Here is a 16,113-nt window from a genome sequence, read left to right as displayed (position 1 = left end):
TGAGAACGATGGCATTTGAATATTTAGCAACTTACAAAACATTTGAATCAGTAGCAGATATGGATAAGAGTGTGGAGAACCACATGGTGGCTCACTATTACGACTTAACAGAATCAGAACGTGCCATCGTTTTCAAGCTTGCTAGTCACGCTTTGGAACATCCTGGGGCTTGTCATTTAAAAGCTGCCACAATTGCTGAGGCATTAGAAATCAGTACAAAGATTACCGTAGCGTTAAGAAATTGGTTGAGTTTGGCATCATTGAAAAGGTAGCATCTACTAAATTGAACGGCATTAAAGGGGCTAGTATTTATCGTGTTTTACCTTTTGTCCCATCGAGCGTGTCCCAACGAGAGACAGCGCAAGACATTAGTGATGACACGGTTTCTGAGACTTTTTCAGAAAACCAACCATCTAATTCTTTTAATCATTTAAAAACAAGCAATTTACAAGATATATATAATTACGCTCACGCTGAAAAAGAAGCTTGTAAGAAATGGATGAATGAGTACCAAGTAATGTTGTTCGATTTCATGCACTCGTTGCCTATACGTGACGATTTAAAAGACCAACTGCATAAATGCATATTAGCCACAGAAATGAACGATATACGTGATTTTGTGAACGCTAAAGATGTTTTAGCTAACATTATCCGTGATATTGCGAACGGTACATTAACAATTGCTAGTACATTAAGAGCAATATTTGTAGGGGCTTATAGTAGGGCTGTTGAGCGTTTGAAAAATAAGTCGATTAAATCATTAACTGCGGAGGACAAATCGCATAGAGAGCGTCCGGTGCCTTTCTATAATTGGTTAGATGAAAAGGATAGCCTTCCACAATCAATAAGTAGTAGACCAAATCTAGAAAACTGGCTTGAATGGTGAAAGGGGAATAAGTATGGATAAATTAGAAGCATTGATTGAAGCATTAAGATTCTATGCGGATGAAAGAAATTATTTATGTGAATACAGCTACAACTCTGATGAATATATGGATTCTGTAGTTGAACATGATGCTGGTGATACAGCAAGAGAAGCATTAGAAAGGTTGGAGATAGAAGATGACTCATTTTAAATACATGGAACAACAAGAGCAATTGCATTGGATGTATGAGGGGGATATATTATGATAAAATGCATCTATAAAATCGTTGATAATTTTTTCTTTATGCCACAAGGATATGAGGAAGAAGAAGGTCTTCGGGAATGGTATTTAAAGTATTTTATTTCAACAATGGTTTTACTTATTTTCGTGTTAATAACATTTGGTTTTCAGTACAAATAAAAGTACAAAAAAAGTACAAAATATGTTTTACAACATTACTTGCCATCGTAATTTTATTCACAAGAAAATGAATAAAACCTTGATATATAACGGTTTATCGTAACTATGTAAATACGGTTTAACGGTGTGTAGTGACTCCCGCCGTCTCCATACATTGGAAACAATATAGTTTCAAAAAGTGTCAAATTCCTTGATATATCAAGGGTTTGGCGCTTTTTTTATTTGACGGATTGTAAGATTAAGTGCAACACCCAGAAGTCAATATAAAGGAAGCCCATAACGACCTCGTGTAGAATGTAGTTACCACACCAACATTCAAACGGAGGAATCGTTATGAGCTATACCCATCTTACCATATCAGAACGTGTAAAAATAACATACCTGGAACTTGATTATCCGATTCGTAAAATAGCGAAACTCTTAAATCGTCAACCTTCTACGATTTCCAGAGAAATAAAACGCCACGCCGGTAGTACGGCTGACGAAGCGCAAGTACGTTACCACCAAAATAAATCCAACTGTGGTGCCAAGTCAAAATGTACGCCAGAAGTAAAAGAAGCTGTTCAAGAAAAGTTGCGGGATACTTGGTCGCCTGAACAAATTGTCGGCCGCTTGTATCAAGGTCAGCTGAGTTTTAAAACCAACTATCGCTGGATTTACGATGGTCTTTTAGAAGTGCCTATAACCGTTCTCCGTCAAAAAGGAAAGCGCCAAAAGCCCCGCGAAACAAGAGGAAGATTTAACATTGGCACACCAATTTCTAAACGCCCAAAAGAAGTACGTAAACGTGAAACCTTTGGACATTGGGAGTTAGATACAGTTGTATCTGGACGTGGGAAAGCAAAAGGTTGTGTAGCAACATTTATTGAACGAATGACACGGTGGTATATTGGCTTTTTGATACCGGATCGCTCAGCTCAATCAATGGAAAAAGCAGTACGTCTTCTTCATACTAAATTACCAAAAGGCACTATAAAAACAGCCACAACAGACAGAGGTAAAGAATTTAGCTGCTATAAAGTGTTAGAAAAAGACTTGAAAATTGATGTTTATTTTGCGGACGCCTATTCTTCTTGGCAACGCGGAAGTAACGAAAATGGAAATGGATTACTTCGCGAGTTCTTCCCTAAGCAAACAAATTTCGAAGAAGTATCACCAGAAGAACTAACAGAATCATTAAACTAAATCAACAACCGACCAAGAAAATGTCTTGGTTGGAAAATTGCAAACGAGGCTTTTAATGAGCAATTGTTGCACTTAATTTGACAAATCATCATTTCAAAAACTTTCAACTGATTTCAAACGTTTTTGGGTCATTTTTTGGGTCAAACTAGGTCAAAATTGGGTCAAAGAATTAGCGTGAATTGATATATGTATCAAACTTTTCAATGGTGCTAGTTTTGGTTTTCTTGGTCACATGTGTGTAAATGTCCATTGTTGTTTTGACATCTGTATGTCCCAATTGTTCTTGTACTCCTTTAATACTTGCACCCGCTTCAAACAATAGAGAACAATGTGTATGTCGTAAACCATGTGTAGTAATAGGTTGAAGTTTGTATTTTTCAATTATTTTATTAAGCCACTTTTGTGTTTGAACAGGTTGGATGAAGCGGTTATATTTATTGCTGAATACGAGTTGTTTTTTATTAGAAGTATTAATGCCTTTTGCTAAATAAATCTTACGTTGCTGTAACTTCCACATGGATAGTAAAGACATTGATGTTTCATCCATTTTAATTGTTCGCACTACATCATTTTTAGTTGTTTTCAAGTACAGTTTGCATTCCTTACCGCGTGAAATTGTTTGTTAATACGAATTTCATTTCGTTCAAAGTTGATATCATTCCACATCAGTGCTAATATCTCGCCTTTACGCATACCCGAATAGCTTAGTACATGAAATATTGTATAAACCATTAAATTATTTTCCTGTTTAAAGGTTTCAAGCAGTTTTATTAAATGTTCTCTTTCGTAGAAGTTTTCAAATTCTTCTTCATCTAAAATGATTTGCTTGCGCTTTTAGGTATCTCAACCAATGCAAAAGGATTTTTATCAATGTAGCTATGTTTAATCGCATAAGCAAGAACTTTCGCAGCATATGATTTTACCATGCGAAACCGCTTTAGCTTCTTAGCCCACTGATTTACATGCCAGCCTTACAATGTATTAAAATGATCTTGTATCCACTGCTAATGTTATAAAGCAATCCACCGTTTTCTAAATTACCTTTTTTTAATTATCATTGATACATAAATTTCGCTTAAAGATAGAACTATTTCAAAGCAAGGGGGATTTCATTGCAAAATCGAGGGATTTCTAATTATTTCAACTAGATTGTCGATCATTCAGAATTCGGTTCATAAAGAGATTAGAGATTTTTTTATTAATTTTCCAAGATATAAACACAAAAATTGTATTTTTTTGAATTTCATTACTTAATGTTTGTTGAATTGAACTATTGACTGTTATGATGGTATCACTATCTCATTTGGGGGGCTAAGAGCTTGGAAATATTATTGCCGAATATAGTAAGCTCAATTGCTAGTATTGATAGTTTCAATCAGCAAGTATATGCAGCAATTGATAAAAAATATAAAAATATAAAAATTAATGCTTCAAACTTAACTTTTATAACTCCATTAGGAATGGTGAGCTTGGTACTTGCTATACAAAATTTAAATAAATTTATGGATGTACATTTAGATCTAAACGGCTGCCAGAATGTATCATATCTTGAAAGGTTAAATTTTTTCAAAAACTTACCTCCAAATATATTAAGAGATTATCATATAGAGGAATTCGAGTTAAGGAATAGAAATGATACAAGCTCAATTTTATTGGAAATTTTACCATTAAAAACAGAAGAGGATGTTGAATGTATGACAGACTCTATTTTTAAAATATTTACTCAAAATAATTTATCAAAAAAAATTGCTAATAATATAATGAACATTACAACGGAACTAGGTACAAACATTCTTCATCATAGTGAGGGGAATGGGTATGTAACAATTCAATTATATAAGACTTCTAATAAAATTCGTATAGGCATTGCCGATGATGGAGTTGGTATTATACAAAAATTTAAAACTAAGGCAAATTCCTCCGTTGCTCAACACGAGATTTTAAGAAAGGCTTTTATGGTAAACGAAAGTACAAGAGAATCTTCCGGTGGTATGGGATTGAATAATATGCGAATAAATTCTTTTGCTGATAGTTTTAAAAGTACTAGGCTGTTATTGAAGACAGGTAATAATATATACGATATTTTAAGTCGAGATATTCATATTTTTAAAACGACATCAACGTATCCAGGTACTTACTACGATTTTTGTATAGAAGTAGCTTGACAATTATTGAAAAGTATAATAAGGTTAACTTAACGTTTTCAAATTTAGAATTGAAATCAAAGGGGTGATTATTATTAATGCGGTATCACTTTGTCCGGAGTTAATAAGTAATAAGTACCTTATTAGTAGAATAAAAGTAGTACCAATTAAAGAGGAAATTATTAAAATAATTTCACATGCAGATACCAATACAGTTTTTTACTATGATTTTAAGGATGTTCAAGCTATAAATAGCTCTGGAGTAGATGAATTGGTTAGTAAAGTAATTAAGCATTTATGTGAATATGAAAAAGATAAATATCTTTATTTTATCAATCTTAATAATCAGGATCATGAGCATGCTTATAATATTGAAACAACTTTACACGGCACAAAATTAGCGATTGTTGAAAAAGACGCCAATGGAAAAGCGAACTTTATCGGTGATATTTCTGACACGCATAGTAAAATTTTAGACCAGGTATACTTACTAAAAATGACTACTGCTAGAGATATAGCTGATTTACTAAACAAACAACCAAATTTAATTAGTACACATCTAAATTCACTCTACAAGCAAAGATTAGTTAAACGAGTTGAGGAACCTTTAATAGAGGGTGGAAGACAATTTGTATATAAAAGTATTTTTTAGGGAAGGAAACTTCCTTAAAAATATCTATAGGTTTCAATTTTTAAATTGAAATCATTTTTAATATATCGGTTTCAATTTTTTTTTTGAAAATGAAAGGAGGTGAGTAAGATAAGTATCAACAACAAATCATATACGGCAATAGTTTTGGTAATTATCGGAATGCTAATTTTACTTTTTTCTAATCAGTATTTTGCAAATGTGCATGCTGAAAATGTTCAAAGAGCAATTGAAATAATTTTTAGTGAAAATGCTAAGGAATTGTCAATATTTTGGTTTTTAACACTACTGGGAGCAGCACTAGAATTATCAGGAGTAATAATAATGTTAAAAGTGACTTGGGAGTCTATTAAGTATTCGTACTATGAATATAGTATTGGATTACATGTTGTGATATCAATCATAGTATTTGCAGGAGCTTTTGCAACAATTTTCTATGCATTAAAAGCAGTTATTGGGATCGTATTAATTGCTGTAGTTGGAATAGCATTATTAATTGGAGATAACAAAAAGTGATAATTTGAGGAGGTGCAGAGATGAAAAGACATTCAGGTGGGAAAGTGGGAAAAGCCGGAAGAACGTTAAGCAGTAAAAAAAGTTCAAAAAAACAAAAAAGCGGAGCTGCTAAAGTCTTGAAGAAACATCAAGATGAAAAACATTAAAAGCTTAAATGCGGGCAAACATTTAAGCTTTCAATGAATGGAGCAATTTTATCTTGATTGACGGCAATCAATTAAGGTATATCACTCTAAGGGTTGTTTTTATAACTGTATTTATAATTTTAGTTTTCTTTTTAAATAAATTCAACTACATATTTAGAGTGATGCTCCTAATTAAATCTATAAGGGAGTGATCGTGATGTGTAAAATAACACCTCATTTTCGTTGTGCGCACATGGTGAGAGGCCATTTTAGAAATACTCGATACGGTAGAATATGGATAGGACCACATGAACGTGCAGCAACGGTTGTTAATGACCATTGTATTTGGGATTAATTCGTAGGGCAGTTTACTGCCCTATAATAAATTGGGGGTAGAATTATGAGGTTTTCTAAGTATTTTTGTTTAAATAATTCATCACAAAAAGATTTGAGTTTTATAGATATTCGAATTGATTGGGATAATAAATTATTTATTGACCCAACTCGTATTGAAGCTGAAACAGATACATTTTCAGCAGAATGTGACAGTATTATTCTAGACTTTTTCAATACTGTATTAGATTTATATGGAGTGAAAAATATAGATGAAGCTAGGAGTAACTTGGTATATTCTGGTGAATCCAATGAATTGTTTTTAGGATATACTGAAGGGTTTCCTCAAGGTACAGGCAATAGTGAGGAAGAGTTAGCTGAAATATTTAACTATATTCACATTAAAGAATTAATTTCAAAAGGTTTAATTGGTCGTATAGAAGACTTGCATGTATTTATTGATAAATTTGGTTGCGATAAAATGTCTGATTTAATTGCAAGTTTAATTAAGAAAAAATTAGTTGAATATACTGTTCAACAAAGTGAGAAATATAATATAAAAAGAGATTTTGAGTTAACAAAAAAATATTGGAATCACCATACACATCAATGGGACGAATTTACGGAATACGTGCCTAGTATAAAAGGGCATGGTGGGAGAGATTTTCCTGTCGTGCTTGTACCAAAAAGGTATGTAGTGACTTCGTACTTATATGATGCAGAAAAGTATTGGGAAAAGATAGTCAGCCGAAGTAGGCAAGATTTTCACAAGATAAAAAGAACCTCTCTCTACATTAATAAGGCTAATAGTAGAGGTCAACTTAACAAAAAGGATATTTGGGAGCATGAGTCTCAAGGTAGGAGTTTAAAAGAATACCTTATAGATTATACGATTGATGATTTAACTGCTATAAATAGCTTTAGGCAAGGAATCAAAAATACTCAAAGATCTAATGAAAATAATGCTTTAAGTGATGACGAAATAGATCTTATTATTAATGAGTCTTTAGGAAATTTCCCATCGGAAGCAATTATTAAGTAATTATGAAATAGTACCCTTTAAAGGTGCTATTTTATTTTGATTTAAAAGTTGAATATTAATCTAATAGGTACTTACCTGAAGTTTAAATACTTAATGATGAGAGTTTCAATAGATGTAGAGACCTATTTTACTGAACCTTTTATATGTCAATTTTAGCAAGAGATTCTAAAAGCTATTTAAGAAGAAATTCTAAATGAAAAAATAAAAAAGGTTGTTAATGCAGAGGGATAATTAATTGCACTTTCAAAGAATTGAAAGACAAGCAACTACTTTAAAAAAGTACAGTGTTTATGCGTTCGAAGAACTTTTTGGGTCAAACTGTGGGTCAGGCTTTAAAACTGGTGCTGAAAAACCATTGAAAACACTGGTATTTCAGCCCTTTTCTTATTTTCCGTTTCAAGACCCGCCGTCTCTATGGGGGAATATTAGCCTATTCGATTGGCCCTGTTCAAGACGGATTTTGTCTTAGATACACTTCAACAGCTTGCAATTTACCAAAAGGCGTTGTATTGAAGAATGATAAGGGATCCGTACATATACATATATTCTGAAAATAAAACTAACAATAATAAGTGCAGTAGGTTCAATTTTTTGAAGAATTAAAGTGTTAATAAAAGTGGAGGTAACCTAAAAGATTAAGGCTTAATCTTTGTTTCAAAAGTGATATAACAATAATAGGAAAAGTTACATTTAGATAATAGACAGTAGAAGAATTATCGATATATTTTAGAAAAAGAACCTTGATTGCTTTTAGTTTTTTTGAGGTACAATCTACGTATTTCTTTATGAAGTAAGTCCTCTGGAGCAGGTTTACTTTTAATTATCGTTGAAATATCCTGCGGTTCAATACTACGATCATCTATTTTATAGCCACGACGGTTAAGAGTTTCAGCAGTACGATTAATGTTTCCCTGATAAGCATATTCTTGTATGACACGTTGAGTAAAATTTTTGGGTTGATAATTTTCGATTAAACTGATGTAGTCTTGAAATACTTTTAGATCCTTTTTTGCTTGATTATACGTACGGAATTTTTTCATGGCAATTCCTCCCTAGGATTTTAATAGTTTTATAATATATTATTGAAATAAACTGGATTCGATTATTTTCGATTATTTTTTTAAAAAGGCAGATATAGTTTTTTATGTGAGAAGCAAGCTTAAAAAAATGAATTATAAAGAAGGGATTATTAGTTAAAAAGGAAGCTTGTGAAAAAATACACAAGCTTCCTTTTTAATTTTTTTGCAAGCGTGCGAAGATTTCAATTGATATATTCAGTAGCATTCGAATATCGTCTTCATTTTTATCTTCAAGCGTGTTTATTAAGAGTTTTAAAAGCTCATCTTTATTATTTTCTGGGCCTTTATTTCCTCTAATTTCAGGTATAAGTACGCTACCTGGATCGACCTTTAGGGCATCTAATATTTTAGTTAAAGTTTGTAACGTAATATTTCTCTCTCCACGTTCAACATCTGATAAATACGGGGCTTGAAAATCACACTTCTCTGCTAGTTCGTCGATTGTTAACTTTTGTGCCTTTCTAATCGCTCTAATGTTCATTCCTACTCGTTTTGTTAAATCCATTTGTATCACCCCCATTTTTAAGCCTATGTGAGGTGAAACAAACGTTACATACCATTAAAATATAATATAAATAACTTATAAGTTTATTTTAATTGATTTATATTAACTTTTGGTATTAAAATGATTTTAATTAATTTGAAAGGAGTGTGTTGAAATGGATTTAGATTATAGTTTAATGATGGGTTTAGATTATAGTTTAATGATGGATTTAACAGATATAGAGTTGAAGCTAGAAGAGTTGGAAGCTGGATATAAGAAAAAGTATTTCCGTAAAGATACGAAAAGAGAATGGAGCTTTAAATGTCATTGCGACGAAAAAGTAGAAAGCAATGTAGCAGATGAATACTTTATTGTATCAATTACCTGGAAAGATCCGAATGCTATTGGTCGTCGCTTCTGTTCAAAAGAATGTGCAGATTTTTATTTCAATGAGCAACGTAATGAATTGTTAGTTGAACGTGAACGGATTATTGAGGAAAGAAGAAGGATGAGGGAGGTTTATGAAGAAGCGGTGCGGAAGTTTATAGCTATAAAGGAGAAAAGTTAAATAAGGGTTATGGAAAGCACGTAGTATCTATAAATGGAAGCTGAGGGTTTTTCGGGGGATTTATAAAGCTGACAGAATACGCTATATAGAGGAAAATTAGATTGATACAAGCAACCTTTTTAAAATGTTTCATCAAAATTTTTTCACAAAAAAAGTAGCCACAAATAAAAAATTCAATCGTTTTGAAGAATCTTTTTTCAAAACGATTGGATTTTTTCAATGTAAAATCAATATTTTTAAAGCCACACCAATCACTTTAAAGTGATAAAGTTCAAGCTTTCTTTTGTTTCGGGTACCCGATAAGGATTGCGATAATTCCGCAAATTCCTATAAGGATCGGATAGAAAGAGTATTGCAGCATGCTCACCGGCGATATTCCAGCTACGCTTGCTGCTGCCAGGAATTGGGCTCCGTATGGCAGAATACCTTGGATCGTACAGGAGAAAATATCTAATATACTTGCGGACTTTCTCGGCTCAATCCCATACTGGTCAGCAATATTTTTTGCAAGTGGACCAGCAATTAAAATAGCAATTGTATTATTGGCAGTAGAGAAATTAGTTAAACTCACAAGGCCGGCAATCCCGAATTCAGCACCCTTTTTTGATTTAATTCTTCGTGTGGCAAGGTGAAGTAGGAAGTCAATTCCTCCGTTAAGCTTAATAATCTCCACCATTCCAGCTATTAATATCGCAAGAAATGCCATTTCATACATGCCTGACATTCCTTCGCCAATCTTTTGCATAAGGTCCATTAACTGATAGCTGCCTTCCGCTAAGCCAACACCCCCGGCCAGAACAATCCCAAATGCAAGAACAAGGAATACGTTCATTCCAACTAGTGCAAAAATAATAACCAAAACATAGGGAATAATTTTTATCCAACTATAGCTTAAATGTTCTACTTGTGTCGCCGTTTCACCCATTGTGATAACCCCTAAAATAATGCTCGTTACAATAGCTGCCGGCAACACAATCCAAAAATTCACCTTAAATTTATCCTTCATTTGTGCACCTTGTGAACGAACGGCAGTGATGGTTGTATCTGAAATAAAGGATAAATTATCGCCAAACATCGAACCGCCAACAATCGCTGCCATTACTAAAGCCATGGAAAAGTCGGTATGCTCGCTGATCCCAACTCCAATTGGTGCCAGTGCAACAATTGTTCCTACCGAAGTACCCATTGATAGGGAGATAAAGCAGGCAATGATGAACAAGCCTACGACAAGTAAGTTTGGCGGAATGACTGACAGAGCAAAGTTAACAGTGGAGTCCACTGCCCCCATGCCTTTTGCTACCTCTGAAAAGGCTCCAGCCAATAGAAAAATAACAACCATCAGCATGACATTTAAATTTCCTGCGCCTTTACAAAAAATATCAACCTTTCGCGAAAACGATTCTTTTCGATTCATCGCCAGAGCCACAGCGCCCGAAATGGCAATGGCTACAATGACAGGGAAGGCATAAAAATCACCTGTAATAACCCCTGAACCAATAAATAAAACTAAAAAAACAACAAATGGGATTAGCGCCCATGGATTCTCTTTCTTCATTGTTCTACCTCCAAAAATTAAAAATGGATACGTCTTTGTCCATTCTCTTACTAAAAAAGACCTCTTCTTGAAATAACAAGAAGAGGTCTTATATCTATAAAACACTCCTCTTATCTATCAAGCCATTGCTTGCTGGATTTGGCACAGTAACTTAATCACAAAGTTCCGCTGCCGAGATTTCATAGGGCCAGTCCCTCCATCTCTCTTGATAAGAAGAAAAACATATTATTTTTTGCACAATAATGAAATATTATAATAAAACATCTATATTTGCAACTTATTTTTAATCAAACTGTATTTCAAAACGACATAAAAGTACTTTTTCTCAAAAAAGCCTGCTTTAAGGCTACCGCAGTACAAAAGAGAAGCTTTAAATTTTCGCGAAATTTAGTGTCTTTAATCTCTCGAAAAGAAAAAAGATATTTAATATTATCGACCTAGCAATGGATTTTTTTGACAATTTAATGATCATGAATTATAGTAAAAATACAATATTTAAATAATATTAAAATTGAAATGGAACGTTTCCTGAAACTAAGGGTGAATATATGAGTAATTTTATTGTCATGCAAAATGCTACACACGAGGAAGAAATTATCGGAGGATATATGTGGTCCCCACAAAAAAATAAAAATGGAAATAGCAATCATGCGTACGAACGAATGGCTATAATTAAGGCTGGTAATAAAATTTACAGCTGTTATGATCAAGCAATTCGAGCGGTAGGTATAGCAACGTCAGATTGTTATATTGCAGAACAACCGCATGAGCTACAGGAGAAAAATCTATGGTCTGATGAAGGATATAAGGTGGATGTAGATTACACAATTTTAGAAAATCCAATTATGATTAGAGATGTTTGGGGAGCTATGGAATCTGATCGTCCGCAAAAATATTCAGCCTTTCAAGAAAATGGACGAGGAAATCAGGCTTACTTATTTCCCTGTCCTGAAGCTTGGGCTAGCTTGTTTGACAGCTTTTTGGACGAAGATAGCTCAGAAGCAGAAGCAGAAGCAGAACTAATAGAAGATGGTGAAATTAACGAGGAAACGTTTGCGACTTCTAGTTACGAGCAAGGAGAGTCTAGAGTTAGTAATAGGATAGCGGGTAGTACGAAGAAACGTGGTCGAGTAGTAAGTCAAGAACAGCTACAAAAAGATTTGAAAAAGCGTAAAAAAATTGGAGATATTGCGGAGCAAAAAGTATTTGAATATGTGAAAAAGAAAGTAATAGAAGTATTCGGTGAAAAATACGGAGATCAGGTAGAGCATGTAGCGCAAACACAAGGTGACGGATTAGGATACGATATTACAGCATTCGATTATTTACAGCCACAGTCTCCTCCAAAACCAATTAAAATTGAAGTGAAGGGTACAACATCAACAAGTACAAGCGCAGTCTATTCAATTACTTACCCTGAATTGGAAAAGTTCATTCGGTATAAGGATGAAATGTGGCTAGTACGTGTATATGGTGTAGGCAAGAAAAGTAAGATGAAGATGGAAATAGATAATGACTTTAGTAGTTATAACTCTGTAAGTGATTTGTTGACACGTAAGTATGCATATATTACATCAACAATTGATGTATATGGCACACGAGTAGAAAACAATAAATAAATTATTAAACTTCAAAAAAAATAAAATAATTTCTCCTATACTTGACGATAAAGAATAGGATTTTTCTCTACATAAGAAAGACTCGATATATCTTAACAAATGCAGCAATCTTCAAAAGAAGTTTGCTGCATTTTTCTTTCAGTTTATAAACCTTCCTCAAAAAAGTCTAAATCCATACGTTTTATTGTAAAGGATTGAACGTTCGATACACCTACATTGTATAAAAACATGAGCTCAGTAAGCTTCATTCCATCAATTAATATTAATGATTTATCAATACTCTCGGAATATGCAATTGCTTCTTTTGTAAAACGAGAGGTAGTAATGAAAATCCCTTTGTTCGCTTTAAAGCCTACTAAGCTTCCTACAAATGCTTGGATATCCGGTCTTGAAACTGGGTTTGCCCAACGTTTTCCCTGTAAGTAGATTTTATCTAATCCGAGGATGTCTTCTTTCACAATGCCATCGATTCCACCATCGCCAGATTTTCCTACTGCTTTCCCAGCATCTGAAATCGATCCCCCGTAACCCATTGCTACAATTAAGTTTACAATTAATTGCTCAAAGAATTGAGGAGAGCATTCCATAATTTTTTCTAATAGTTCGGTTTGCAATGATTGCTTTAAGATTTGATAGTTTTCATTCATAATTTCTAATGGGGTCCTGGGATCCTCAGAGATAACTGTTTGTATATCAGAATCTGTGGAAGGTTTTGTACGATTTTTAAATGCTAAAAATTGAGGGTAACGTTCTAACGCTTTCTGATTGATTTCTTTATCAGACAAATCTTGAAGAAGTTTTAAGCCTTCTGGTGTAATTTTAAATACAGCGCGTTTTGGACTGCTAATTAAACCAGCATTTTTAAGGTAAGTACGTGCCTAACCTATTCGATTAACGACAACTGTTTGATTTCCACTAGGGAGAAGTTCTTCTACTTGTTCTTCTGATAAATTAAAATATTGAGGTAAAAATTCATATAATTCTTTCAATGTATGCTCATTTTCATCTTTTAGATAGTCTAAAAAAGGATACATAAATTGTTCATAAGTAGGTATTTGCAAGTGAGTCATTCCTTTGTATTAATATAAAAAAATCTATATTTTTATTTTACGATAATTGTATAAGATGTGGGACTTAATATTATGTATAATATAGGTATAAGGAAAAAATATAATTTAATGCCATTTTTAGGGCATGTTGATAAGAAGTAGAATTGGAGATTAAAAACAGCTTATTGGAAGAAAGAACACAACCTGAGTGTTTTATTGGTCTTGAAGTCAGCCATAAATATAGGAAATATTTACGTTAAACATTTACCTTTTATGTAAGGGAAGCGTCCACATTTAGAGTTTGTGTGATTTAATACCGGAGGAGGGATATAATGCGTGGGGAAAAGTATTTGCAACTACAACAATTTTTAAAATCAAATGGTTCAGAGTGTATTACACTTTCTTTTGGAAATATCGAAATGATTTTAGGTTTCAAACTTCCCGACTCAGCATATAAATATTCTGCTTGGTGGAGTAATAATATTGGTTCTCATACACAAGCGCACTCTTGGGTTGACGCTGGTTACAAAACTCAATCAATTCAATTGGGAAATCAAGTTATTTTTAAGAAAGATATAATAAGATGAAAAAAGGAGATTAAAATGAGTAGCACATTTAAGTCAAACGATACAGCAATTGTGGATATTTTAAAAAATATAGAGAATGGACAAATTCAACTACCAGATTTCCAGCGTGGATGGGTTTGGGATGATCATCGTATAAAAGCATTAATCGCAAGTATTTCAAATGCATACCCTGTTGGAGCATTGATGTTTTTGGAGTTTAGTGAAAATGGTGAAATTCGTTTTAAATATCGCCCGTTTACAGGTGCTAATGCAGGAGATAGTCCAGAAATTTTAGTCTTGGATGGACAGCAAAGGATGACGTCAATTTTTAACTCTTTATATTCGAGAAAACCGGTACAAACGCGTACTGAAAAAAATAAAGAAATCCAACGCTATTATTATTTAGATATTGAAAAAAGCTTGAATAGTACAACGGACCGTGTAGATGCAGTAATTTCTGTTCCAGAAGATAAAATTATCCGAACAAATTTTGGGCGAGATATAGAGCTAGATGTTAGTACGCGAGAGAAAGAATTTGCTAATAAAATGTTTCCATTAAACATTGTCTATGATTCTGTGGAATGCATGATGTGGATGAGTGAGTATCAAAAATTCTATAATTACGACCCTTTAATCTTTCAAGATTATATAGAATTTAACAAAGAAGTACTAGTACCAATTCAAACGTATAAAGTGCCAGTTATTACTTTAGGAAAAAATACACCTAAAGATGCCGTTTGCCAAGTTTTTGAAAATGTAAATACTGGCGGAGTCTCGTTAACTGTTTTTGAATTGGTAACAGCTACTTTTGCTGCAGATAATTTTGAACTTCGAAAAGATTGGGAAGAACGAATGAAAAAAATGATTGATTTGTCTGCTTTATCGTATGCAAATCAAGATCAAGCACTACTAAAAGTAGTATCTTCATCAGATTTTTTAACTGCGATAACGCTTTTAGATCGCTATTATGTTCGTAAAAATGGTGGGGAAGCAATAAGTTGTAAAAAACGTGATGTTTTAAAACTAACCTTAGAGAAATATCAAAAGTATTCAGAGGATTTAATGGAAGGCTTTATTCAAGCGGCTAACTTTTTGAAGGAACAACGGATTTTTACTGCACGTGATTTACCATACAGTACTCAATTAATCCCATTATCGGTTATGTTCACGGTACTTAAAAGCAAAGCACAGGATAGCACAGTGAAACAAAAAATATCTAGTTGGTATTGGTGTGGTGTATTTGGTGAGATGTATGGAGGAGCAAATGAAACTAGATTTGCTACGGATGTTTCTGGAATGATGGAATGGATTGATGGAGGAAAAGAACCAGATACTGTACAACGAGCATACTTCCAACCTACCAGATTACTTTCTTTACAATCTCGGTTAAGTGCTGCGTATAAAGGAGTAAATGCACTAATACTAAAAAAGGGTTGTTTGGACTTCATTACAGGTAGCTCAATGGACTTTACTACATTTTTAGATGAAAGTACAGATATACATCATATATTCCCTCGTAAATATTGTGAGGATAACAAGTTAGAAAAACGAAAATGGAATTCCGTTGTGAATAAAACCCCATTATTTGCTAAAACAAATCGAGGAATTGGTGGTTCTGCACCAAGTAAATATTCTCAAAAAATTATAATTGATAATCGAGTAACTGAAAAAAATCTTAATAATTATCTTGAAACACATTTAATTAGTATTGAAGATTTGAAAAATGATAATTTCGAAGAATATTTTATCAAAAGAGCAAAATCGTTACTGAACTTGATAAGTGTTGCAATGGATAAACCAATCTCAAACTTAGATGGGGAAGATGTTGTAAAAGCATTCGGTAAAGCGTTAATTTAAATTCTCTTTTGAATATTGTTTAGTAATAAAACCTGAGAATTATGAGACGAATTAAA

19 protein-coding genes, 2 pseudogenes and 1 riboswitch are annotated in these 16,113 nt (G+C 33.2%); of the genes and pseudogenes, 14 read left to right on the top strand and 7 right to left on the bottom strand.

From position 1 onward, the window contains the following. Positions 1 to 8: 8 nt before the first annotated feature. The 5 genes and pseudogenes from ACFXN8_RS05175 to ACFXN8_RS05155 all read left to right on the top strand — a co-directional run bounded on the left by ACFXN8_RS05175 (position 9) and on the right by ACFXN8_RS05155 (position 2,552). Positions 9 to 272: a hypothetical protein gene (locus ACFXN8_RS05175; protein WP_386843339.1), complete on the top strand. Its 264-nt coding sequence runs from the start codon at positions 9 to 11 to the stop codon at positions 270 to 272. Beyond that, positions 242 to 886 (top strand): helix-turn-helix domain-containing protein, encoded by a 645-nt coding sequence (locus ACFXN8_RS05170; protein WP_386843337.1) that lies wholly within the window; start codon positions 242 to 244, stop codon positions 884 to 886. The genes ACFXN8_RS05175 and ACFXN8_RS05170 overlap by 31 nt, the downstream gene beginning before the upstream one ends. Positions 887 to 899: 13 nt before the next feature. Next, positions 900 to 1,076: a hypothetical protein gene (locus ACFXN8_RS05165; RefSeq protein WP_386843335.1), complete on the top strand. Its 177-nt coding sequence runs from the start codon at positions 900 to 902 to the stop codon at positions 1,074 to 1,076. A gap of 51 nt (positions 1,077 to 1,127) precedes the next feature. Next, positions 1,128 to 1,286, top strand: a complete 159-nt coding sequence (locus ACFXN8_RS05160; RefSeq protein WP_386843333.1) for a hypothetical protein — start codon at positions 1,128 to 1,130, stop codon at positions 1,284 to 1,286. Positions 1,287 to 1,619: 333 nt separating this feature from the next. Further along, positions 1,620 to 2,552: pseudogene (locus tag ACFXN8_RS05155) on the top strand (IS30 family transposase). An 88-nt stretch (positions 2,553 to 2,640) separates the two neighbouring features. On the opposite strand, the gene ACFXN8_RS05150 reads toward ACFXN8_RS05155, so the two are convergent. Both ACFXN8_RS05150 and ACFXN8_RS05145 read right to left on the bottom strand, forming a co-directional pair. Next, positions 2,641 to 3,057, bottom strand: a complete 417-nt coding sequence (locus ACFXN8_RS05150) for a tyrosine-type recombinase/integrase (protein ID WP_386843331.1) — start codon at positions 3,055 to 3,057, stop codon at positions 2,641 to 2,643. Continuing rightward, entirely contained in the window at positions 3,054 to 3,203 is a 150-nt protein-coding gene (locus tag ACFXN8_RS05145; protein WP_386843329.1) for a site-specific integrase, read from the bottom strand. The genes ACFXN8_RS05150 and ACFXN8_RS05145 overlap by 4 nt, the downstream gene beginning before the upstream one ends. Before the next feature lie 587 nt (positions 3,204 to 3,790). Between ACFXN8_RS05145 and ACFXN8_RS05140 the strand changes: the two genes are divergently transcribed. The 5 genes from ACFXN8_RS05140 (at position 3,791) to ACFXN8_RS05120 (ending at position 7,280) form a co-directional block, all read left to right on the top strand. Then, positions 3,791 to 4,636: a hypothetical protein gene (locus tag ACFXN8_RS05140; RefSeq protein WP_386843327.1), complete on the top strand. Its 846-nt coding sequence runs from the start codon at positions 3,791 to 3,793 to the stop codon at positions 4,634 to 4,636. A gap of 64 nt (positions 4,637 to 4,700) precedes the next feature. Further along, positions 4,701 to 5,267, top strand: a complete 567-nt coding sequence (locus tag ACFXN8_RS05135; RefSeq protein ID WP_386843325.1) for an ArsR family transcriptional regulator — start codon at positions 4,701 to 4,703, stop codon at positions 5,265 to 5,267. Positions 5,268 to 5,588: 321 nt separating this feature from the next. Continuing rightward, complete coding sequence (locus tag ACFXN8_RS05130; protein ID WP_386843323.1) at positions 5,589 to 5,780, top strand: hypothetical protein; 192 nt, start codon at positions 5,589 to 5,591, stop codon at positions 5,778 to 5,780. A 20-nt stretch (positions 5,781 to 5,800) separates the two neighbouring features. Then, entirely contained in the window at positions 5,801 to 5,926 is a 126-nt protein-coding gene (locus tag ACFXN8_RS05125) for a hypothetical protein (RefSeq protein WP_255250348.1), read from the top strand. A gap of 379 nt (positions 5,927 to 6,305) precedes the next feature. Continuing rightward, complete coding sequence (locus ACFXN8_RS05120) at positions 6,306 to 7,280, top strand: hypothetical protein (protein WP_386843321.1); 975 nt, start codon at positions 6,306 to 6,308, stop codon at positions 7,278 to 7,280. 713 nt (positions 7,281 to 7,993) lie between these two features. Here the strand turns inward: ACFXN8_RS05120 and ACFXN8_RS05115 are convergent. Both ACFXN8_RS05115 and ACFXN8_RS05110 read right to left on the bottom strand, forming a co-directional pair. Next, positions 7,994 to 8,320, bottom strand: coding sequence for a hypothetical protein (locus ACFXN8_RS05115; protein ID WP_386843319.1), 327 nt, complete (start codon positions 8,318 to 8,320; stop codon positions 7,994 to 7,996). Positions 8,321 to 8,513: 193 nt separating this feature from the next. Next, positions 8,514 to 8,864: a helix-turn-helix domain-containing protein gene (locus tag ACFXN8_RS05110; RefSeq protein ID WP_386843317.1), complete on the bottom strand. Its 351-nt coding sequence runs from the start codon at positions 8,862 to 8,864 to the stop codon at positions 8,514 to 8,516. Between the two features lie 154 nt (positions 8,865 to 9,018). Here ACFXN8_RS05110 and ACFXN8_RS05105 point away from each other — a divergent pair, with 154 nt between their 5' ends. Then, entirely contained in the window at positions 9,019 to 9,411 is a 393-nt protein-coding gene (locus ACFXN8_RS05105; protein WP_386843315.1) for a hypothetical protein, read from the top strand. Between the two features lie 271 nt (positions 9,412 to 9,682). Here ACFXN8_RS05105 and ACFXN8_RS05100 read toward each other — a convergent pair whose 3' ends face one another. Further along, positions 9,683 to 10,966: a Na+/H+ antiporter NhaC family protein gene (locus ACFXN8_RS05100; protein WP_386843313.1), complete on the bottom strand. Its 1,284-nt coding sequence runs from the start codon at positions 10,964 to 10,966 to the stop codon at positions 9,683 to 9,685. Between the two features lie 107 nt (positions 10,967 to 11,073). Beyond that, positions 11,074 to 11,181, bottom strand: a riboswitch (SAM riboswitch). A 333-nt stretch (positions 11,182 to 11,514) separates the two neighbouring features. Here ACFXN8_RS05100 and ACFXN8_RS05095 point away from each other — a divergent pair. After that, complete coding sequence (locus ACFXN8_RS05095) at positions 11,515 to 12,585, top strand: protein NO VEIN domain-containing protein (RefSeq protein ID WP_386843311.1); 1,071 nt, start codon at positions 11,515 to 11,517, stop codon at positions 12,583 to 12,585. 143 nt (positions 12,586 to 12,728) lie between these two features. Here ACFXN8_RS05095 and ACFXN8_RS05090 read toward each other — a convergent pair whose 3' ends face one another. Together ACFXN8_RS05090 and ACFXN8_RS05085 are read right to left on the bottom strand one after the other, a co-directional pair. Then, entirely contained in the window at positions 12,729 to 13,370 is a 642-nt protein-coding gene (locus tag ACFXN8_RS05090; protein ID WP_386843462.1) for a restriction endonuclease, read from the bottom strand. A gap of 15 nt (positions 13,371 to 13,385) precedes the next feature. Continuing rightward, positions 13,386 to 13,619, bottom strand: a pseudogene (locus tag ACFXN8_RS05085) (winged helix-turn-helix domain-containing protein); the annotation flags it as partial. Between the two features lie 347 nt (positions 13,620 to 13,966). On the opposite strand from ACFXN8_RS05085, the gene ACFXN8_RS05080 reads away from it, so the two are divergent. Then, a complete protein-coding gene (locus ACFXN8_RS05080) occupies positions 13,967 to 14,221 on the top strand; it encodes a DUF7662 domain-containing protein (RefSeq protein ID WP_376074598.1) in 255 nt (84 codons plus the stop codon). A gap of 15 nt (positions 14,222 to 14,236) precedes the next feature. After that, positions 14,237 to 16,057 carry a GmrSD restriction endonuclease domain-containing protein gene (locus ACFXN8_RS05075; RefSeq protein ID WP_386843309.1) on the top strand — a complete coding sequence of 607 codons (1,821 nt, stop codon included), beginning with the start codon at positions 14,237 to 14,239 and terminating at the stop codon, positions 16,055 to 16,057. The last annotated feature ends 56 nt before the right edge of the window (positions 16,058 to 16,113 follow it).

Source organism: Lysinibacillus sp. NPDC059133 (genome assembly GCF_042755925.1).
GTDB lineage: Bacteria > Bacillota > Bacilli > Bacillales_A > Planococcaceae > Lysinibacillus.
This window is presented reverse-complemented; position numbering and strand designations above follow the sequence as displayed.